Source organism: Rhizobium mesoamericanum STM3625 (assembly GCF_000312665.1).
Taxonomy (GTDB): Bacteria; Pseudomonadota; Alphaproteobacteria; order Rhizobiales; family Rhizobiaceae; genus Rhizobium; species Rhizobium mesoamericanum.
The window spans coordinates 1,163,873-1,183,893 of sequence record NZ_HF536773.1 but is presented as its reverse complement, the minus strand read 5'-3'; the positions used below and the strand labels follow the sequence as shown (position 1 = coordinate 1,183,893).

Genomic DNA, 20,021 nt, shown 5'->3' with positions numbered 1-20,021 from the left:
CCCAGCAGCGACTTATGAGTTATTTTAAACGCTTAGCCACTTCCATAAAAAGGCGCTGCGTAATCCGGGCTACCGAAGTAGGTGCATTCTGCCCCATTCGGAAGTGCGTGCGGACATTGTGGGCGACCCGGATCATAAACAACACGGGAGAAACTCACTTGACGGCTCCCAATCTTTGCGAAATGCTAAGATGTCAGACCAATTTAAAGAGTCTGCTGCCATAAAAAATTTGGGGAACCATGAAGGCATCAAGCAGCGACAGGCCGGTTATCCGGCCCCTTCCGACAATCGATCGGGCGCGTCAGGTGACCGACGCCTTGGCCGATTATGTCCAGAGCGCGCAATTGAAGGCCGGCGATCGATTGCCGGCGGAGCGTGAACTGATGTCAGCGCTTATGGTGGGCCGCTCGACGATCCGCGAGGCGATCCGCCACTTTCAGGCGCTCGGCGTCATCGAAACCCGCAAGGGCAGCGGCACTTACCTGCTGAAGCCGGTTTCGAAGGCGACGATTCACATGCCGCTGTCGCTTGATACGGGCCATCTACGCGACGCGCTGCTGCAAACGCTCGAAGTACGGCGCGGGATTGAATGCGAAGCCTGCATGGTCGCCGCGCGAAAGCGGACCGACAAGGATCTCATCCTGATCGAACAGAACCTCAATGAGATGGAACGCGTCCACATCGACAAGGGCACATCAGGCCCTGAAGACCTAGCCTTCCATCTGGCGATCTATGATGCCACCCACAACCCGCTCTTTCGCCAGCTGCTCGAGCAGATGCGCGAGACCTTCTGGCAGTTCTGGGAGCACCCATTCGAGCGCGAGGATTTCGCCCGCCGCTCATTTCCCTTCCACCGCACGCTCTTCAACGCGATCGCCGCCCGGGACCCCGAGGCCGCGCGCGAAGAGACGCTCAAAATCCTCGAGGTTGTCGAGGAAGATATCAAGGAAATGTCGAAATGAATAACGGCGCAGACGCGTTCGATCTTGCCTCGCTCATCACCGCACATGACGAAGGAAACTTCGCCGAAGCCGTCGTGCCACCGATCTTTCAGACCTCGCTTTTTACCTTCTCCGACTATGACGACATGATCTCCTCCTATCGGGGCGAGAAGGTGCGGCCGATCTATACGCGCGGCCTCAACCCGACCGTTCGCATGTTCGAGGAGATGCTGGCAAAGCTCGAAGGGGCCGAAGATGCGCTCGGTTTCGCAAGCGGCATGGCAGCGATCTCCTCGGCCGTCCTGTCCTTCGTCGAACCGGGCGACCGGATCGTTGCCGTCAAACACGTCTATCCCGACGCCTTCCGCCTGTTCGGCACCATCCTGAAGCGCATGAAAATCGACGTCACCTATGTTGATGGTCGCGACGAGGAAGCCGTCGCGAAGGCGCTGCCCGGCGCCAAGGTTTTCTACATGGAAAGCCCGACGAGCTGGGTTATGGAAGCACACGACGTCGGTGCGCTCGCAGCACTCGCCAAGAAGCATGGCATCGTCACGATGATCGACAACAGCTGGGCGAGCCCGTATTTCCAGCAGCCGATCTCGCTCGGCGTCGATATAGTCATCCATTCGGCCTCGAAATATCTCGGCGGCCACAGCGATGTCGTGGCCGGTGTCGTCGCCGGCTCGAAGGAGATGATCGCCCGTATCAAGGCGGAAGCCTACCCCTATCTCGGCGGCAAGCTCTCACCGTTTGACGCCTGGCTTTTGATCCGTGGTCTGCGCACCCTGCCGATCCGCATGCGGGCACACGAGGCGGCCGCGATGACGATCGCCAAACGCCTGCAGGAACTAGACGTGGTGGAGACGGTCTGTCATCCGGGCCTTGCCAACCGCCTGCCGGCAGGTCTCAACGGCACGTCGGGCCTGTTTTCGTTCATATTCCGCGAGGGTGTCGATATCCGCGCCTTTGCCGATCACCTCAAGCTCTTCAAACTGGGAGTGAGCTGGGGTGGGCATGAAAGCCTGATCGTACCAGGCGAGGTCGTCCTTCAGCAGAAGGCGCAACCGAATTCCGCGGATACCTTCGGGATCCATGCGCGGTCCGTACGTCTCCACGTCGGCCTCGAAGGAACCGAGGTCTTGTGGAAGGACATCGAGGCGGCATTGGCGATCGCCTCTTAAGTTCACAACCTGAAAAACCTGAAAAGGGGGAGCAAGCATGAAAAGACTGATCACCGCCACTCTACTCGCCACGATGATGGCCGGTACGGCGCTCGCCGATACCACGCTGAAGCTGGTAGAGGTCATCACCAGCCCCGAACGCACCGAGACGCTGAAGTCGATCGTCGGCAAGTTCGAGGCCGCAAACCCCGGCACCAAGGTCGATATCATCTCGCTGCCCTGGAACGAAGCCTTCCAGAAGTTCGCGACAATGGTTTCGGCCGGCGATACGCCTGACGTGATGGAAATGCCCGACACCTGGCTGTCGCTCTATGCCAATAACGGGATGCTTGAGAGCCTCGAGCCTTATCTTGCCAAGTGGGAGCACACCAAGGGCCTGACGCCGCGTGCACTCGAACTAGGCCGCGACGTCAAGAACACCGCCTACATGCTGCCCTACGGCTTCTATCTGCGCGCGCTATTTTATAACAAGAAGCTCTTCCAGGAGGCCGGCGTTGCAGAGCCACCGAAGACGCTCGACGACTTTGTGGCTGCCTCAGAGAAGATCTCCAAGCTTCCCGGCAAGTCGGGCTACTGCCTGCGCGGCGGTCCGGGTGGTCTGAACGGCTGGGTGATGTTTGGTGCGACGATGGCCGGCTCCAACAAGTTCTTCAACGAGGACGGCACCTCGACGATGAACAGCGAAGGCTGGGAAAAGGGTCTGGAATGGGTCGTCAACCTATATAAGAAGGGTCTGACGCCGAAGGACAGCGTCAACTGGGGCTTCAATGAAACCGTCGCCGGCTTCTACTCCGGCACCTGCGCGATGCTCGACCAGGATCCGGACGCTTTGATCGCCATCGCCCAGCGAATGAAGCCGGATGATTTCGGCGTGACCAAGATGCCGGCGGGACCTTCCGGCAAGGCGTTCACCACGATTGGCTTTGCCGGCTGGTCGATGTTCACGACGAGCCAGAACAAGGATCTTTCCTGGAAGCTCATCGAAACGCTTGAAGGCCCGGAAGGCAACATCGAATGGAACAAGCGCACGGGCGCGCTGCCGGTCCACACATCGGCCGAGAAGGATCCCTTCTATTCGGGCGCGCAGTTCAAGGGCTGGTTCGAGGAGCTGGCTGATCCGAACGTCGTTCCGACCGTGATGCCTACCTACCTTGAGGAATTCGCCTTCTTCAAGGATTCGCTCGCCATCAAGACGACGCAGCAGGCACTTCTCGGCGATATCACGCCGAAGGAACTGGCTGACCAGTGGGCGGACTATCTGACCAAGGCACAGCAGAAGTTCCTCGCCAAGAAGTAATGGCCACCGGCGGCGGATTCGTCCGCCGCCTCTTTCACTGTCTTGCGACGGCGCAACACGCGCTGCGAAACGGATTTTGCCTAATGACCATGAGTGCCGATACGCTGGAAAGGCGCCAGGACAGACGCCCCTGGCTGAAGCGCGTCGCCGATTCTTGCGAACCCTACCTCTATAGTGCGCCCTCGCTGATCCTGATCATCGCGGTGATGCTGGTGCCACTGGTGATCGGGGTTTCCTACGCGTTCCGGGACATCCAGCTCCTCAACCCGTTTTCGGGTGGCTTCGTCGGGCTCGAGCATTTCCGTGCGCTCTCGACAGATGCAGCCTTCTATGGTGCGCTGAAAAATACGCTCTGGTGGACAGGCGCCTCCGTCCTGCTGCAATTCGTCTTCGGTCTCATTCTCGCGCTGCTCCTCGACAAGCCGTTCTGGGGCCGGGGCGTCGTGCAGGCTCTGGTCTTCCTGCCTTGGGCTGTCCCATCCTTCCTCGCTGGTCTTAACTGGGCGTGGCTCTTCAATCCTGTGATCGGGCCGATCCCGCACTGGCTGTTTGGGCTCGGGCTGATGAGCGAGCCCGGCAACATTCTCTCCGATCCGCAACATGCTATGTGGGGACCGATCATCGCCAACGTCTGGTGGGGCATCCCCTTCTTCGCGATCACGCTGCTTGCGGCCCTGCAGGCAATTCCGCGCGATCTCTATGAAGCGGCCTCGATTGACGGCGCGGGCTGGTTCCAGCGGTTTCGCTCGATTACCTTGCCCTTCCTCGCGCCGACGATTGCCATCACCGTGCTCTTGCGCACCGTCTGGGTGTCCAATTTCGCCGACCTGATTGTCGTCATGACCGGCGGCGGGCCGGCCGACCGGACGCAGATCGTCGCAAGCTACATCTTCACGCAGGCCTTCAAGCGCCTGGACTTCGGATATGCGTCGGCGATCGCGCTTGTACTGTTGGTGCTGCTGCTCGCCTATTCGATGCTGATCATCCTGCTGCGGCAGACCCTGCTGAACAAGGATTGATGCCATGAAGCGATCTATTCTGCCCACCATCGCGCATCGGCTGGCCATTCTCTGCTACATCGTCTTTGCGCTGTTTCCGCTGTTCTGGCTTCTTAAGGTGTCGGTGACGCCAAACGACCTGCTCTATACGGAGGGGGTCCGGATGTGGCCTTCGCGGACGACCTGGGAACACTATTCCTTCGTTATCCAGCACAGTGCTTTCCCGACCTTTTTCAAGAACAGCCTGATCGTGTCGGCCTCGACGGCCGTTGTCGTCACGATCTGTGCCTCGCTTTCCGGCTATGCCCTGTCACGGTTCAACTTCCGGGCCAAGTACTGGATTGTCGCGCTGATGCTGCTGACGCAGATGTTCCCGCTTGTCATGTTGGTAGCGCCGATCTTCAAGATCCTGACGCCGCTGCATCTGACGAACAGCCTCACCGGCCTCGTTGTTGTCTACACGGCCTTCAACGTGCCCTTCGCCACCTTCCTGATGCAGTCCTTCTTCGATGGTATCCCGAAGGATCTCGAGGAAGCGGCGATGATCGACGGTGCAACACAGTTTACCGCCTTCCGGCAGATCATCCTGCCGCTGACGCTGCCTGGCATTGCAGCAACGCTCGGCTTCGTTTTCACCGCCGCGTGGAGCGAACTGCTCTTTGCTCTCATGCTGATCAACGGCAACGATGCGGCAACCTTCCCGGTAGGGCTTTTGACCTTCGTTTCCAAATTCTCCGTGGATTTCGGACAGATGATGGCAGCGGGCGTGCTTGCGCTCATCCCGGCCGGTCTCTTCTTCCTGCTCATCCAGCGTTATCTCGTCCAGGGCCTGACGGCCGGCGCGGTCAAGGGTTAATCAAAATGGCATCGATCGATATCCAGAACGTCAAGAAGGCCTATGGCCCCGTGAAAGTGCTGCACGACGTCGACCTGAAGATCAGGGACGGGGAGTTCGTCGTGCTCGTCGGCCCCTCGGGCTGCGGCAAGTCCACCCTTCTGCGGATGATCGCCGGCCTGGAGGATGTCACCGGCGGCGAGATCCGGATCGCCGGTAACCGCGTCAACGAGCTTCATCCGAAAGACCGCGACATCGCCATGGTGTTCCAGTCCTACGCGCTTTATCCGCATATGAACGTCGCCGGCAACATGAGCTACAGCCTGAAGCTCCGGAAAACGGCCAAGGAAAAGATCGCCAATGCAGTCGGTGCTGCTGCCTCCAAGCTGGGCTTAGACCCGCTTCTGGAGCGCCGGCCGAAGGCGCTTTCGGGCGGCCAGCGCCAGCGCGTCGCCATGGGCCGCGCCATTGTGCGCCAGCCGAAGGCCTTCCTCTTTGATGAACCACTGTCGAACCTCGATGCCCGACTTCGCGAACAGATGCGTGCGGAAATCAAAAAACTGCACGGTGACCTGAAGGCAACCTCGATCTACGTCACCCATGATCAGATCGAGGCAATGACGCTCGCCGACCGGATCGTTGCCATGCACGGCGGCGTTGTGCAGCAGGTCGGCAGCCCCCTCGAACTTTACGATCGCCCTGCCAACCTCTTCGTCGCCGGTTTCATTGGCTCGCCGGGCATGAATTTCCTCGATGCGACCTATACGGACGGCGGCGTTCGCCTGAAGGACGGGACAGTCGTGCCGCTGGCTGTGCCGCTGTCGCTGGCAAACGGCGCCAAGGTCACGCTCGGCATCCGGCCGGAGCATGTCGTTATTGCTGATCAGGGCGGCCTGAATGCGAACGTCGAATTGGTCGAGCCGACCGGGTTCGGCATCATCCTGCATCTGTCGCTGCACGGTCTGCCATTCAAGATCTTCACGCTGGATCGCGCGGCGCTGACAGCTGGTCCGACCGTTAACGTGTCGTTTCCCGCGCAACATCTGCACGTCTTCGACCCAGATGGAAACAGGGCAAAATAGGAAGCGGGCCTCAGCCGTGGGCAAGGCTGCCGCGCAGCACGGCATCATTGAAGGCTGGTCTTGGTGTCGGAATGGCAACCGGGATCACTGCTTCGGTGGTGGGCACGGCCGCGTCCGTCGGCGCCATAACGGCCGGCTCCGTTCCCAAGGTCGCCACAGGGCCAGGCATGGGGATTGGCACCGGAACCGTCGTCGGAACGAGCGACGCAAATTGTGCCGGCATCAAGCTCTGGCCCGGCAGATAGTTCATTGCAACTTCATATGAGGGCAACGGGGCAGGCGTTTGCAGCTCTCCGTCCCGGCCGCGCTTCTCGTAAAACGCATTACCACCGGCAATCGCCACGTAATGCATATTCCGGTATGGGAACTTCAATCCGTCGGTGTGAAAGAACATCGCATCCTTGACGCCAGGATGCCGTTCGCCACGCAGGATTGCGTCGGCAGCATCGGTCAGTTCGATCTCCGCCATGGGCTCGACTTCGCGTGTCATGACACCAGGTGCGAACTGCTTCTCCTGGGCAACGATACCGCAGATTGTGTCAGGATAAGCACCCGACGTCAGCCTGTTCATGACTACGGTCCCGACGGCCATATAGCCGTCGCGATCCGAATGCTCTGACTCGAAGTACATTGCCCGCTTCAGGCAATCGCGATCTTTGGCAGTATAATTGAAGGTGACTTTGGTTGACTGCGCCGCTTGCGCCGCATTCTTGGGCTTGGTGGTTTGGCTCGCCACCTTCGGAGCCGGTTGCTGGGCGGTCGTGCAGCTCGCAGCCGCCATGCCCGCAAACAAGATACCGGCGAGAGATTTTCCCAACGATAGATGCGCCCTCAATGGCAGGTGCCCCCTATTTAGAGTAGTAAGCCCTTCTCGATTAAGTGGTCGCTTTTTTACCTGCGTTTCGGGTAAATTTCAAACCCAATTAGTATCACAATTTGATTTGGCCGCCTTTCGCCCGCCTTTATTGGCTGATTCGCGCTCCCGTGCCCACTGAAATCAATTATATTTCTAACGGGGAACGACGGAGCCGAACGGCTTCTATGCGCGAACCAGCATGCCGTCGGCAAGCTGATTCGGGCCCAACTTCGACCGCGTCACTGGCTATCGGAACAATTTCCATCGCGTTGGTCTAAAGGCAATCCGGCTGCGATCCAGGCCCCCGGCCTGCGCCGGCGACAGTTCCAGTTCGATCGGCGGATGCCCCTTGCCGATGTCGACCTCGATGTGGCGCGTGCCAGCAACGCGCCGGCTCGTGGTCAGCAAGCCGGCGATGCAGCCACCACAGCCATCGCGCAATTCGATGTCGTGCGGCCGGAAATAGAGCTGGGCGTCTCCATCCACTTCGCCCTCGACTTTAAGTCCGAGCGGCCGGTCCTCAAACCAGATTTCTCCGCCGTTGACCCGCACGCCGAGACAATTGGACTGGCCCACAAAGCCGAAGACGAAGGGCGAGTTCGGGTTGTCGTAAACTTCGTCGGGCGTTCCGACCTGCTCGATCGCGCCCTGGCTCATTACGACGACCCTGTCGGCGAGCTCCATTGCCTCGTCCTGGTCGTGCGTGACGAAAACGGTCGTGTGACCGGTACGATCATGGATCTCGCGCAGCCATTTGCGCAGGTCCTTGCGTACCTGCGCGTCGAGTGCGCCGAAGGGCTCGTCGAGAAGTAGCACGTTCGGCTCGACCGCCATGGCGCGCGCGAGCGCCACGCGCTGGCGCTGGCCGCCCGAAAGCTGGGCTGGATAGCGCTTCTCGAGACCGGACAGCTGGACAAGATCGAGAAGTTCCAGCGCCCGCCTGCGGATTTCCGCCTTGGGCGGACGTTTCGCGCCATCGCGCACGTTCAAACCGAAGGAAACGTTATCGATCACGGTCATATGCCGGAAGAGCGCATAATGCTGGAACACGAAGCCAATATTGCGCTGCTGAACGGTCTTCTTCGACGCATCCTCGTTGCCGAAGTAGATCAGCCCTTCCGTCGGACTCTCGAGACCGGCAATAAGGCGCAGCAGGGTCGTCTTGCCGGACCCGGACGGCCCGAGCAGCGCGATCAGCTCGCCGGAGCGGATGTCGAGCGAGACGTCGTGCAATGCCGGAAAGCGGTCGAATTCTTTGCGCAGGTTTTGTACGCGAACTTCCATTCTAATTCCTTCAGTGCCGTCGGCTGGCGGCAATTTCTTCGCTGTATCGCATTTCGAGCAGCGTCTTCAAAACAAGCGTCACGAGCGCAAGCAAGGCAAGGAGCGTGGCAACGGCGAACGCGCCGGTGAAATTGTACTCGTTGTAGAGAATTTCCACCTGCAGCGGCATGGTGTTGGTCTGCCCCCGGATATGGCCTGAGACCACCGATACGGCACCGAACTCGCCCATGGCGCGGGCATTGCAGAGCAGCACGCCGTAGAGCAGGCCCCATTTGATGTTGGGCAACGTCACATGCCAGAAGGTTTGCCAGCCGCTGGCGCCGAGCGAAAGCGCGGCCTCTTCGTCACCCGTTCCCTGCTCCTGCATCAGCGGAATCAGTTCACGCGCCACGAAGGGGAAGGTGACGAACATGGTGGCGAGGATCAGTCCGGGAACGGCAAACAGGATCTTGATGTCGTTTGCACTCAACCAATGGCCGAGACGAGTGTTGGCGCCGAGCAGCAGGACGAACACAAGACCCGAAATTACAGGCGAGACCGAGAACGGAAGATCAATCAACGTCGTCAGGAAGGCCTTCCCCTTGAACTCGAACTTGGCGATCGCCCAGGCAGCTGCGACGCCGAAGATCAGGTTGAGGGGGACGCTGACGCCCGCGACAATGAGGGTCAGACGAATGGCCGAAAACGTCTCCTCGTCCTGCAATGCCTCAAGGAACGGTCCTGCACCCTTGCGGAACGCTTCGATGAAGACAGCCGACAATGGCAGAAGCAGGATCAGCGTCAGGAACACGAGCGAGGCAAGGATCAGTGTCCAACGTGCGAACCGATGTTCGGTAACGGCGGAACGCACCTTTGTCGGTTGCAGGCTTGTATCAAGCGCCATAGCCATACCTCCGTCTGCTCCAACTCTGGATAAGGTTGATAATCAATAGCATGACGAACGAGATGACCAGCATCACGGCGGCGATGGCAGTCGCGGAAGCATAATTATATTCTTCAAGCTTGATGACGATCAGCAACGGTGCGATCTCCGACCGGAACGGAAGGTTGCCGGCGATGAAAATCACCGAGCCGTATTCACCCACACCACGCGCGAAAGCGAGCGCGAAGCCTGTCAGGACTGGTGCGGCCAATCCGGGCAGAAGCACACGAAAGATGGTCTGAAGACGCGTGGCGCCGAGTGTGGCTGCAGCCTCCTCGACCTCCTTGTCGATCTCCTCCATCACAGGCTGCACCGTGCGCACCACGAAGGGCAAACCAACGAAGACAAGTGCAACGACGATACCGAGCGGCGTAAAGGCGATCTTGATGCCGAACGGGGTAAGAAACTGGCCGATCCAGCCGTTCGGTGCATAAAGCGTCGCCAGCGCGATGCCGGCAACGGCGGTGGGCAGCGCAAACGGCAGGTCCACCATGGCATCGATGACGCGTTTGCCTGGAAAACGGTAACGCACCAGCACCCAGGCCAGCACGACGCCGAAGGCCGCATTGATCAAGGCCGCAGCAAAGGCGGCGCCAAAGCTGATGCGAAGAGCGCTCAGCGTACGTGGATCCAAGGCAATGGCCAGGAATTTTGTCCAGCCAAGCTCACTTGACCGCCAGGCAAGGCCCGAAAGCGGTATCAGGATCAGAAGGGTGAGCCAGGTCAAGGTAAGGCCGAGCGCCATTCCAAAGCCTGGAATGACACTCGGCCGTCTGAACCGCCACCGCGTGGGGCTATGTGCTTTCATGCGATGTATTATTGTGCCGGCTTGTAGATTTGGTCAAATACGCCGCCATCGCCGAAGAATTTCGGTTGCGCAACCTTCCACCCGCCGAAGTCGTCGATCGTCGCCAGCTTCAGGTTCGGGAAGCGCGCAATATCTGACTTATCGGCCACTTCGGGCTTGAACGGGCGGTAGAAGTGCTTCGCGGCAATCTTCTGGCCCTCGTCCGAATACAGATAGTTCAGGTAGGCTTCGGCGAGTTTACGGGTGCCCTTCTTGTCGACATTGCCATCAACGACGGCGACCGGCGGGTCAGCGCGAATGGAGAAGGTCGGCGTGACAATTTCGAACTGATCTGGACCGAGCTCTTCAAGTGAAAGATAGGCTTCGTTTTCCCAGGCAAGAAGAACGTCGCCAAGGCCTCTCTGCACGAAAGTGGTCGTTGCGCCGCGCGCGCCGGTGTCGAGAACCGGAACATGCTTCAGCAGTGTCGTCACATATTCCTGAGCCTTGGTGTCATCGCCGCCATTGGCCTGCTTGGCCCAGGCCCAGGCCGCAAGGAAGTTCCAGCGGGCACCGCCCGAGGTCTTCGGGTTGGGCGTGATGACCTGGACGTCGTCTTTCACGAGGTCGGCCCAGTCCTTGATGCCTTTCGGATTGCCCTTGCGAACAAGGAAGACGATCGTCGACGTATAGGGCGTTGAATTGTTCGGGAACTTTGTTTTCCAGTCGGCGGGGATCTTGCCGGTCTTGGTGGCGATCGCATCGATATCGCCCTCCAGAGCAAGGGTTACCACGTCGGCATCAAGCCCGTCGATCACCGAGCGGGCCTGGGCGCCGGACCCACCATGCGAAGCCTTGATCGTCACCGCCTCACCGGTATCCTTTTGCCATTTCGCAGCGAAGGCTGCGTTGAAATCCTTATACAGTTCTCTTGTGGGGTCGTAGGATACGTTGAGAAGCGTCTGATCCGCGAATGCGGGAGCAACGCCACCGATTGCGACACTGCCAACCAGCGCCACAGCCGCGAGAAGCCTCGTGATCTTTATCGACTGCATGGAAACCTCCTTCGTTTGTGGCCGAAACTCTACCAAGATGGTCGTATAATGAAACGAAGAATGTTTCTGTTCCAGGACCTGCTCTGGAATGCCATCCCATTTGAGCCCTGTTTTGGAAATGGGTTTGCTCTGTCGGGTCGGTGCAATCCGGGAGACGCCGGCACCTGAATGGATCGGCCTCGGTCAAAATGCGGTTCCTCGAAATGGTCATTGCGAAACGACATTCTCTAACACTTGGTGGGGATCCGAGCGGCGCGACTGATGTCGTCAAAACGCGCGAACGCAACGTGACTGACTGCTGGTAGCTCGCCCGACGAGCGGACCTCGAACGGTCCCCGGGAGCAAAAGCATCTCGAAGCCGAGCCGGGCAGCTTATTCGGCCCATTCGGCATCTGCGGTGAAGGCGATCGTGAGCCAGCGATTGGCGCTCTCATCCCCGATTGCAGCACCGATCTCATCTCGAAGCGCATCCCATTCCTCGACCGTCTTGGGTGGAAGGCCCTCCGGGACGATGAAATAGAGTTCTATTTGCGTGGCCCGGCCGACGCGGGCGACATAGGCGCGATAAGAGAGGAACCCCAGGCTGCGAACCGTGCGCGATGCAACGTGATCGACATGCTCCTTGAGTTCGACGGGTGCCATCAGCAGGATCTCGGTTAGCGCCTTCCAGACCGTACCGATCGGAAGCGGAATCATGACGAGGCAGACGAGGCCCAACACCAGCGGGTCTACATAATTGGCAATCCAGGCAGCAGGCGTCTGTTTTACGGCGAGGCCAACCAGAAACGCGATAAGCAGCGCAAGCGCGATACCGCCCGACATGATCCAGGCTTTGATATCGAGGGAGATGAAATCGGATTTCAAACGCCGGTTCATCCTGATCGCGATGACAGCGACGACGGTGCACAGAACCACCGTCGTGGCGGAATACGCGATCGCAACGCCGAAATGAAGTTCGTGCCCGCCATTGAGGACGCTGATGATCGCATTGATCAACGCATAGACTGACACGGCCATCAGCAGACAACCATTGAGCATGAGTACCATCGGCTCCAGATGCCAGAAACCCATGGTGAAGCGGTTGCGAATTCTACCAGACAGAGCATCGTTCTGCGCCGACTTCACAATCAGGCTGGAAACCCATAACGCAAGCCCGGTCAACGCTGCATCAGCAAGCGAGTAGACTCCATCAAAGGCGATGGAAAAAGAGCCTGAAAGAATACCGAAGACGATGCCAAGTGCGGCTATCACCATGGTGGCCGCAATTGAGATGCGTAAGACCCCCTGCTCGTTCCACATCAGCGCCTCCCAAAGGGCCAATTACAGCGCCCGTGCTTATACTAGCGTCTCCGTCGCAATCGAAAAGTTGGCAAGGGCGGCCGCTAACGACGCAACGAACCGGACACGGTATTGGGCCTTGGAGAGAACGTGCTGCAGGGTTAACGGCGGCTGGAGCTACAGCGCACTGATGCCGTCTACCGGGCTAAATGATTGAGTCGACAGCTCGGTCCGCCACGCTCCGGACCAGCCGGATCACCCGCCTCAAGGCGCCGCGATCGGTCATTTCACATAGAACACCATGCTACCGTTGCGCGCGCGCATTACCCACTCAATGTCATTCGGGGTGAGCTTTTTGGCCTTCAGCTGCCCCACAAGCCATTTGTTCGATCGAGCCGCGGCTCTGATGGCTTCGACATGCTGTGCGCTCCCGGGTGACGGGTGTGCCCCAGTCTCTGAAAAACTTGCAGTTCGATAGCTTACAATGGAGAGCCGCTTGCCATGATAGGTTCGCACCGCTTCTGGCAAACTCTCACTCCAGTTCATTCTTCGAAACTCGCGTCGATCCTGCTGGGCTTCAGCCGAACCGACGCCGGCAGCGACCAACGCGGCAATTCCGATTGTCAAGGCCAACTTCTTCATCGCTCTTTTCTCCCGAGAACGCATGATGTGCAGTTCGCAAGATAGCACTGCGCGAAATGTAAATTGAGGGTGATCTACATGCGTGAGGCTCGGTTTCTTGATAGACGAAAGGTCAGTCCCGAATTCCTGTCGAACCGACACAGCTCTATGTGACAACGCCCCCCGCGAAGCTCAACGGAAGATTATTTGCGACGGCTGGAATAAATCACCACTGGCACCCGTATACTCAGTCATGGAACGGAAAGAACGCCCATTCGATGTCATCGGCCAGCTCGCAGCGCTTCGGCGCTATGCGCGCTCGCTGGTGCGCAATTCGGATGATGCCGAAGATCTCGTCCATGACGCGCTGCTGCGCGCCTACGAGAAAAAACAGAGTTTCCGCCGTGGCGGCAACCTGCGCACCTGGCTGTTGTCGATCATGCACAATGCTCACATCGATCGCGTCCGCCAGGCTCGCTCGCTGGCGCGCCGCCACGATGAGGCGGCAGTGGAGGCCGAACAGTCGCTGCAGGCCGGCCAGGAACATGCCGTTCGTCTCAAACAGGTGCGAGACGCATTCTTCCATCTTTCAGAAGAGCAGCGCGAAGCACTGCATCTGGTTGCGATCGAGGACCTTTCCTACCAGGAAGCGGCAATGGCTCTCGACATACCGATCGGCACCTTGATGTCGCGCATTTCGCGCGCCCGTGCGCAGCTGCGCGAGTTCGAGGAGAAGACGCCACGCGCCGCGCACTTAAGGCTAATCGGAGGGGACGGCAATGAAGGCAATTGATCCTATCGTCGACGCTGATCTCGATGCTTATGTGGATGGCGAACTCGACGTGGCGCGCCGCATTCAGGTCGAGTCCTTCCTGTCGGAGAACCCCGCGATTGCCGCTAAGGTCATGGCTGACCTCAGCATTAGGGGTGAGTTGCGCCTCGCGCTTGCCAGCGAAAGCGCCTTCGGCCGCCCGGAAACGCGCGACGCCGCTCGGCGCCTGGAGCGCGGTCTCACCTACGGTCGGATCTTCCATTCGATGCAGCGGATTGCGGCTGTCGGCGTTCTGGTCGCCGCAGGCTGGGTCGCCCACACCTCCTTCGGCGCATTCACCGCAACCGAGGTTGCGGCTTCGGTACCAGCGCCGGCCTATGTCGAAGACGCGGTACGCGCCTATCACACGGCAATGCTGCGTCAGTCCGTGCCGTCTCAAACCGTTGCGAGCTACAAGGCAGAGGACATTCGCGCAGCGACAGCAATCGTCATGCCGCGGTTGCCAGAAGACTGGAAGATTTCCGATGTGCAGATCTTCCCGTCCGAGTTTGGCCCAAGCGTCGAGATGACAATCAAGACGTCGCAAGACAAGCAGCTCTCGCTCTTTGCCGTGCGACCGGGGGCGTTCGCAGTGCAGTCCGTAAACCACGTCGCGCTCGACAAGGCAGAAGCTGCCTATTGGCAGATCGGCGATGTGGCCTATGCGCTCGTCGCCGGCGATCGCGAAATAAACCTGGATGCGACAGCCGATCGGCTCGCTCGCACCCTCTACTAGTTCGTCCAACCGAGGAGATCAGTATGAACCCGACCAATCCGCGTTTTGGCTACGGCTCGGCCGCCGGCTCGCAGGCGCTCTTCGACGAGGGTCTGCGGCAACATATGCTGCGCGTCTATAATTACATGGGCCTCGGCCTCGTCATCACGGGCATCATCGCATTTATCGTCGGCAGCACGCCGGCGCTCTACGTGCCGATCTTCCAGTCCCCGCTCAAGTGGGTCGTGATGCTTGCGCCCCTCGCCTTCGTCTTTTTCTTCTCGTTCAAGCTTCAGACTGTGTCGGCCAGCGCTGCCCAGATGACCTTCTGGGCCTTTTGCGCGGTCATGGGCCTTTCACTCGCATCCATCTTTCTGGTGTTTACGGGAACGAGCATTGCGCGCACCTTCTTCGTCGCGGCAACCATGTTCGGCGCCACCAGCCTCTACGGCTATGTGACCAAGCAGGATCTCTCGCGCTTCGGCTCGTTCTTGATGATGGGCCTGATCGGCGTCATCATCGCGAGCATTGTCAACATCTTCATGGGTTCGACCGCCCTGCAGTTCGCAATCTCGGTGATCGGTATCCTCGTCTTCGTTGGCCTGACGGCCTATGACACGCAGAATATCAAGGAACAGTACTCGGAGAACTATGACCAGGAATCGAACCAGAAGCTCGCCGTTTTCGGGGCGCTCTCGCTCTACCTGAACTTCGTCAACATCTTCCAGCTGCTGCTCAATTTCACGGGTGAGCGGGAGTAGAGATAAGCGCTTCTGGGGGCAAAGGAAGCGCTAGGGCACCCGGTCCGTACTCTGTGACAGGATGCGCGGACCGGGTGCTTACAAAGCGGCCGGGTCATCACGCCCGGCCGCTTTCCTTTTTACTCTCGCTCAGATGATGCCCCAGGCCCGGTAGCGCCCTCGTCCGGTGATTTCTCGGATACCGATGTCGTTCAACAAATTGAGTGCGCCGCGGCTGCTCACCCGTAACTCGCGGGCCACCATTGCCGAAGAAACCATCGGCCGCGACAGAACAAAGTCCGCGAGTTGCGGCAGGCTGCTGTTCGAACGACGATCCCTGAAGCGGATTTCCATCTGGGTCCGCGCCAGCGAAAGACGGTCCATCTCCTTCAGGCCCGCAGCCGCACTTTCCACCATGGCCTCAAGGAATGCCTGCAAGCGCGTCAGCCGGTCGCGCGCGCGTCGCCGCTCATAGCGTATTGTCTTCAGGCCGGCATAGAAGGCAAAAAGGTGCGACGTGACCTTGCCGCGTGCGCGAAGATAGCTGGCAACGAGGAGACCTCCGAGCCAATGCTGGCGACGAAGGGGCTCGATCTTTTCCCAGGCATCAAAAATTAAAGCTGCGCCAAGCGTCGCGGGTAAGCTGTCGGCGATCACCACAGTCTTACGCCATGCGCGAAGACGCGCCGGCTCATCCCATTCCTCATCATCGAACAAACCAAGGGGATCGTCGCTCCGTTTCTCGCGAAGACGGTCGGGCGGAGCAAGTAGCTCCGCTGCGCCGAGTTGGCTATGGCTATCCAACAATCGCTGCGATCTTTCAAGGACCGCATCGATCTCGGCCAGTTCAGCGGAGAGAAGACCATCCGCCTCGCTGTCTACATCCTCGTCGGCCAGCAACTTTGCACTGTTGATCTCGGGGGCAGCCCCCTCCCCTTCTATGCCCCCAGCCAAGGCCGACAATCCAGAGGGGGCGAGCGCCCAGTCCGGCGCAGCCGTCCAGATGCGTCGTCGCACACGCAGAACGGAATGGGCAATCGTCAGTTCGTGGCTTGGCGTGCGCGTATCCATATGGGCGTCATGCAGAACGAGGTCCTCGATGTGGACCAACTCACCGGCGACCCAAAGGGCACCGACGGCATCGAAAAAATGCCTGCGCTCGGCAAAACCTTCTGCGACCGTCGCGCGTGCCGCCCGCTCATCCAGCCTCGCCAAACCATCCTCGGCTTCGACGATCGTCGGCAAAAGGCTGACCAGCAACGGACTGTCGATTTCATAGCGCATTGTTAGCTATTTCGATTTCCACGCAACGGAACCCAAATCACGCTTAACTTCCGTTATGAATGCATGATTGATCTTTACATTTACATCGTCGGTCGGCAGGTCCAGCAGCCCCTGTGGCCAGAGATGCTATTTTCCAGCCTTGAACGCGTCGTAGAGTTCGTCGAGGCGACGCGAGATATAGTCGCCAAAATCGGCAGCATCGCCGGTCTTCAGCGCGAGGGTAAAGGAATTGCCGGCGCTTCGGATACGGCCCTTGATCCTGCCCGATTGCTTCGGGGACCATTCGTATTCGGTTACCGCCCGCCTGTCAGGCTTCGTTGCCAGTTCGGTGACGACGAGTTCAAAGCGACGATCGCTCTCCTGAGCGGCGAAGTTCTCTGAGGCAAGCAGACCCTGCAGGCGGGTCCTGGTCGCATTGGTCCAGTCTTGGGCGAGGGCAATCCATTTTCGCCGTCCAGCAGCTGGTGCGGGACCGATCGCCATGATCACATCCATCGGGATGCTCTTGGCAACCGAGATCAGTTTCGACAATTCAGTCTTGTCGGTCGAAAGCGCCGTCATGATGACGGGTCGCTCGAAGCCCTTACTAGCAAGGTTGAAGGCAAAGACGGCACGTTCAATATAGGAGAGGTTGCGCCTTGCGGAGTTCTCGATGCCTTGCGCTATGACGACGTCGACGTCATCAAGTTTGCGGATAATCGCCTGGACCTTGCGTCCAAGCAAGCGCAGCGCCTGAAGCCGTCGATGCCCGTAGACCACCTGGTAACGCGCGGCGACCTGAGGGTGCTGTCTGACGAGAATAGGGACCTCTTGCCCATTTTCCTCGATCGATCGCACCAGTTCATCCGCAAGATCTTGCGGCAGCTCGGCCAGCCGATCCCTGACGAAGGACACGTCGATGAGGTCCGGATCGAGCTCGACGACGCGCTCGCCGGAGAGCAGCGCCTCCTGCATCGCCCTGCTCTCTTCCTCCATCCGCCCGAGCGTCAGGGCCATTGAGCGGACCGGGCCGGCCGGGCCACGAAGGGGCGCCTCCTCTTCCAGGTTGGCCGCGGCCAACTCCTGTGCGGTATCGTCGAACAACCCCTTCAGTCGATCCCGTCTGCTCATGTCCGACCCCATGCTTTGTGAATTCCTGCCAGCACCTCGCCATTCGCGGCGTTGACCGATTCCAACGCGCGGTCGTAGGTCGATCGCCTAACCTGACCTCTTTCAATCTCGTAGAGCGACTGCTTCGTTAGTCCCGCATCGGCGATCGCCGTGGACTTGAGGATGGTTGCCGTCAAAACGTCGTCCGCAAACAGGTTGCGCAGAAGTGCGACGATCTGTGACTGGGGCGCATCGAACGGTTCGTGGCGCGTGACAACATACTTGATGAAATCGTGCTGCAGATCGCCCCCGGCCTTTCGTACGACAGAGAGAAGGTCAGACGTCATCAGCAGGAACTGCGACATCGACGCCACGTCGACCATCTGCGGGTGGATGGTGATCAGAAGTGAAGTTGCCGCGCAGACGGCGCCGAGCGTCAGATATCCGAGTTGCGGCGGACAATCGATAACGACGATATCGTAGTTGGCCTCGACCTCGGCAATCGCAACACCGACACGCCGGAAGAACACCTCCCCGGTCCGCTGGCGATCCCCGAGCGCACGCGGCGTTTCGTGCTCGAACTCCATCAATTCGAGGTTTCCCGGCACCAGGTCGAGCCCATCGAAATAGGTCTTGCGCACTACGTCCTTTAAAGAGCGTCGGCTTGAGTCGTAACGGATCGCGCCGTAGAGGGTGTCGCCGTCAGCCAAATCGAACTCCGGCTGGACACCCAGCATGGACGATAGAGAGGCCTGCGGATCGAGATCGATGGCCAGTACGCGATAGCCGTTCAGCGCCAGGTATTGGGCGAGATAAAGGGTCGTCGTGGTCTTTGCCGAGCCGCCCTTGAAGTTCGTCACCGCAACGGTCTGCAGCTTTTCGCCCGGTCGTCGCCAGGGAAGGTAGGACAGCGCATCCTTCGGCTTGATCCGCGCCATATGGTGGCGCAGCTCGTTGATCTGTCGAAGCGTATAGGAACGCCGGCCGTTGAGGGAAACCTCCGGCTGCGGTCCCTTGCCATCCAGCGAGAGTTGGCGCAGGTATCCGTCGGATACCCCGATCATCTGTGCGGCTTCCCCGGATGTGAACGTTCGCAACGTCTTCTGTGACAGTGGCGGAAAGAGCTTCTCGCGAAGAAGCTTGAGCTGACGTGAAAGTTGGTGGGCGTGCCGCTCAATGCGCACGTCCGTCGTCGATACGCTAATGTTGTCCAAAACACCCGATCCCTATCAATGCGCTTTTCTATCAACATCGCGCTAAAAAGCGTATCGAGGATGCCATGATTCGCGAATCACGACAACAACAGCCATGCTGGCCTTCGCAGAGTTGGCCGCGGCCAACATTTTGCCTTTGCACTTGTGGAGCCCGGGCGGGCTCTATGAGAAACGAACGGAACTGAAGGGGAAGAGGCGTTGCGTCATATCCACATCATCGGCATCGGGACGGGAAATCCCGAGCATTTGACCCTCCAGGCGATCAACGCAATGAACGCCGTGGACGCGATCTTCATTCCGACCAAAGGCGCCGAAAAGGACGGACTTGCCGCTGTCCGCCGAGAAATCTGCAGTCGCTATGTCACGAACAGCAATACCAAGATCATCGAATTTGCCGTGCCAAAGCGCGCCACCGCTGGCCGAACCTATCTCGAGAGCGTTGACGAGTGGCATGCCGCCATTGCCGAGAGGTATTCGAAACTCATCAGGGACCTTCCGGAGGCCGGCCAAGGCGCCTTCCTCGTCTGGGGCGACCCCAGCCTCTATGACAGCACAATCCGCGTTCTCGAGCGCGCCCGCCAAACGAGCGCCCTCGCCTTCGAGTTCAGCGTCATTCCGGGCATTACGAGTATCCAGGCGCTTGCCGCAAGCCACCGCATTCCCATCAACCTTGTCGGAAAAGCACTCGAAATTACGACCGGCAGACGTCTCGTCGAGGAAGGCAATCGGGCCGACAGTACGGTCGTCATGCTTGATGGCGAGACGGCCTTTTCGAAGATCGATGACCCCGACGCGGAAATCTTCTGGGGCGCCTACCTCGGAACCCCTGACGAGATAACGCGTGCCGGCCGATTGGCGGAGGTTGCTGACGAGATCGTCAGGATCCGGGCTGAAGCACGCATGCGTCACGGCTGGATCATGGACATCTATCTGCTGCGCAAGGGACATGATTTCGATGATCTTTGACACGGATCATGGTTTTGCGATGATCGTGCCGATCATGTAAGTACGTGATCGAAGGAACTGGC

20 protein-coding genes are annotated in these 20,021 nt (G+C 59.2%); 10 read left to right on the top strand and 10 right to left on the bottom strand.

The features are described from left to right. Positions 1 to 239 precede the first annotated feature (239 nt). The 6 genes from BN77_RS25765 to BN77_RS25740 all read left to right on the top strand — a co-directional run bounded on the left by BN77_RS25765 (position 240) and on the right by BN77_RS25740 (position 6,337). Entirely contained in the window at positions 240 to 962 is a 723-nt protein-coding gene (locus BN77_RS25765) for a FadR/GntR family transcriptional regulator (protein ID WP_007537697.1), read from the top strand. Then, positions 959 to 2,125 carry a PLP-dependent transferase gene (locus BN77_RS25760; RefSeq protein WP_007537695.1) on the top strand — a complete coding sequence of 389 codons (1,167 nt, stop codon included), beginning with the start codon at positions 959 to 961 and terminating at the stop codon, positions 2,123 to 2,125. Before BN77_RS25765 ends, BN77_RS25760 begins: the two co-directional genes overlap by 4 nt. Positions 2,126 to 2,162: 37 nt before the next feature. Then, positions 2,163 to 3,422 carry an ABC transporter substrate-binding protein gene (locus BN77_RS25755; protein ID WP_007537693.1) on the top strand — a complete coding sequence of 420 codons (1,260 nt, stop codon included), beginning with the start codon at positions 2,163 to 2,165 and terminating at the stop codon, positions 3,420 to 3,422. 83 nt (positions 3,423 to 3,505) lie between these two features. Next, positions 3,506 to 4,441 carry a carbohydrate ABC transporter permease gene (locus BN77_RS25750; RefSeq protein WP_040678803.1) on the top strand — a complete coding sequence of 312 codons (936 nt, stop codon included), beginning with the start codon at positions 3,506 to 3,508 and terminating at the stop codon, positions 4,439 to 4,441. A 4-nt stretch (positions 4,442 to 4,445) separates the two neighbouring features. Next, positions 4,446 to 5,276: a carbohydrate ABC transporter permease gene (locus tag BN77_RS25745; RefSeq protein ID WP_007537688.1), complete on the top strand. Its 831-nt coding sequence runs from the start codon at positions 4,446 to 4,448 to the stop codon at positions 5,274 to 5,276. A 5-nt stretch (positions 5,277 to 5,281) separates the two neighbouring features. Continuing rightward, on the top strand, positions 5,282 to 6,337 hold the full coding sequence (locus BN77_RS25740) for an ABC transporter ATP-binding protein (RefSeq protein ID WP_007537686.1): 1,056 nt from the start codon (positions 5,282 to 5,284) through the stop codon (positions 6,335 to 6,337). Between the two features lie 10 nt (positions 6,338 to 6,347). On the opposite strand, the gene BN77_RS25735 is transcribed toward BN77_RS25740, so the two are convergent. From BN77_RS25735 to BN77_RS25705, 7 genes are all read right to left on the bottom strand, one after another. Beyond that, positions 6,348 to 7,172 carry a cell wall hydrolase gene (locus tag BN77_RS25735; protein WP_007537684.1) on the bottom strand — a complete coding sequence of 275 codons (825 nt, stop codon included), beginning with the start codon at positions 7,170 to 7,172 and terminating at the stop codon, positions 6,348 to 6,350. A gap of 267 nt (positions 7,173 to 7,439) precedes the next feature. Next, on the bottom strand, positions 7,440 to 8,477 hold the full coding sequence (locus BN77_RS25730; RefSeq protein ID WP_007537682.1) for a sulfate/molybdate ABC transporter ATP-binding protein: 1,038 nt from the start codon (positions 8,475 to 8,477) through the stop codon (positions 7,440 to 7,442). A 10-nt stretch (positions 8,478 to 8,487) separates the two neighbouring features. After that, positions 8,488 to 9,360 (bottom strand): sulfate ABC transporter permease subunit CysW, encoded by an 873-nt coding sequence (cysW, locus tag BN77_RS25725; protein WP_007537680.1) that lies wholly within the window; start codon positions 9,358 to 9,360, stop codon positions 8,488 to 8,490. Next, positions 9,350 to 10,207: a sulfate ABC transporter permease subunit CysT gene (cysT, locus tag BN77_RS25720; protein WP_007537678.1), complete on the bottom strand. Its 858-nt coding sequence runs from the start codon at positions 10,205 to 10,207 to the stop codon at positions 9,350 to 9,352. The genes cysW and cysT overlap by 11 nt, the downstream gene beginning before the upstream one ends. Before the next feature lie 8 nt (positions 10,208 to 10,215). Beyond that, positions 10,216 to 11,241, bottom strand: coding sequence for a sulfate ABC transporter substrate-binding protein (locus tag BN77_RS25715; protein ID WP_007537676.1), 1,026 nt, complete (start codon positions 11,239 to 11,241; stop codon positions 10,216 to 10,218). Positions 11,242 to 11,613: 372 nt separating this feature from the next. After that, positions 11,614 to 12,540, bottom strand: a complete 927-nt coding sequence (locus tag BN77_RS25710) for a cation diffusion facilitator family transporter (protein WP_040678800.1) — start codon at positions 12,538 to 12,540, stop codon at positions 11,614 to 11,616. A 261-nt stretch (positions 12,541 to 12,801) separates the two neighbouring features. Next, positions 12,802 to 13,161: a hypothetical protein gene (locus BN77_RS25705; protein WP_007537671.1), complete on the bottom strand. Its 360-nt coding sequence runs from the start codon at positions 13,159 to 13,161 to the stop codon at positions 12,802 to 12,804. Positions 13,162 to 13,393: 232 nt separating this feature from the next. Here BN77_RS25705 and BN77_RS25700 point away from each other — a divergent pair, with 232 nt between their 5' ends. Genes BN77_RS25700 through BN77_RS25690 form a run of 3 tightly spaced genes read left to right on the top strand, consistent with a single transcriptional unit; the run spans position 13,394 to position 15,427 of the window. After that, complete coding sequence (locus BN77_RS25700; RefSeq protein ID WP_007537669.1) at positions 13,394 to 13,933, top strand: sigma-70 family RNA polymerase sigma factor; 540 nt, start codon at positions 13,394 to 13,396, stop codon at positions 13,931 to 13,933. Then, positions 13,920 to 14,687 (top strand): anti-sigma factor family protein, encoded by a 768-nt coding sequence (locus BN77_RS25695; protein WP_007537666.1) that lies wholly within the window; start codon positions 13,920 to 13,922, stop codon positions 14,685 to 14,687. Before BN77_RS25700 ends, BN77_RS25695 begins: the two co-directional genes overlap by 14 nt. 23 nt (positions 14,688 to 14,710) lie before the next feature. Beyond that, a complete protein-coding gene (locus BN77_RS25690) occupies positions 14,711 to 15,427 on the top strand; it encodes a Bax inhibitor-1/YccA family protein (RefSeq protein ID WP_007537663.1) in 717 nt (238 codons plus the stop codon). A gap of 129 nt (positions 15,428 to 15,556) precedes the next feature. Here the strand turns inward: BN77_RS25690 and BN77_RS25685 are convergent, their stop codons facing one another. The 3 genes from BN77_RS25685 to repA all read right to left on the bottom strand — a co-directional run bounded on the left by BN77_RS25685 (position 15,557) and on the right by repA (position 18,993). Continuing rightward, positions 15,557 to 16,690, bottom strand: coding sequence for an RHE_PE00001 family protein (locus BN77_RS25685; protein WP_007537661.1), 1,134 nt, complete (start codon positions 16,688 to 16,690; stop codon positions 15,557 to 15,559). Between the two features lie 126 nt (positions 16,691 to 16,816). Beyond that, complete coding sequence (repB, locus tag BN77_RS25680; protein ID WP_040678798.1) at positions 16,817 to 17,800, bottom strand: plasmid partitioning protein RepB; 984 nt, start codon at positions 17,798 to 17,800, stop codon at positions 16,817 to 16,819. Then, on the bottom strand, positions 17,797 to 18,993 hold the full coding sequence (gene repA / locus BN77_RS25675; protein ID WP_007537656.1) for a plasmid partitioning protein RepA: 1,197 nt from the start codon (positions 18,991 to 18,993) through the stop codon (positions 17,797 to 17,799). Before repA ends, repB begins: the two co-directional genes overlap by 4 nt. Positions 18,994 to 19,191: 198 nt before the next feature. Between repA and cobF the strand changes: the two genes are divergently transcribed. After that, positions 19,192 to 19,959 carry a precorrin-6A synthase (deacetylating) gene (cobF, locus tag BN77_RS25670; protein WP_007537655.1) on the top strand — a complete coding sequence of 256 codons (768 nt, stop codon included), beginning with the start codon at positions 19,192 to 19,194 and terminating at the stop codon, positions 19,957 to 19,959. The last annotated feature ends 62 nt before the right edge of the window (positions 19,960 to 20,021 follow it).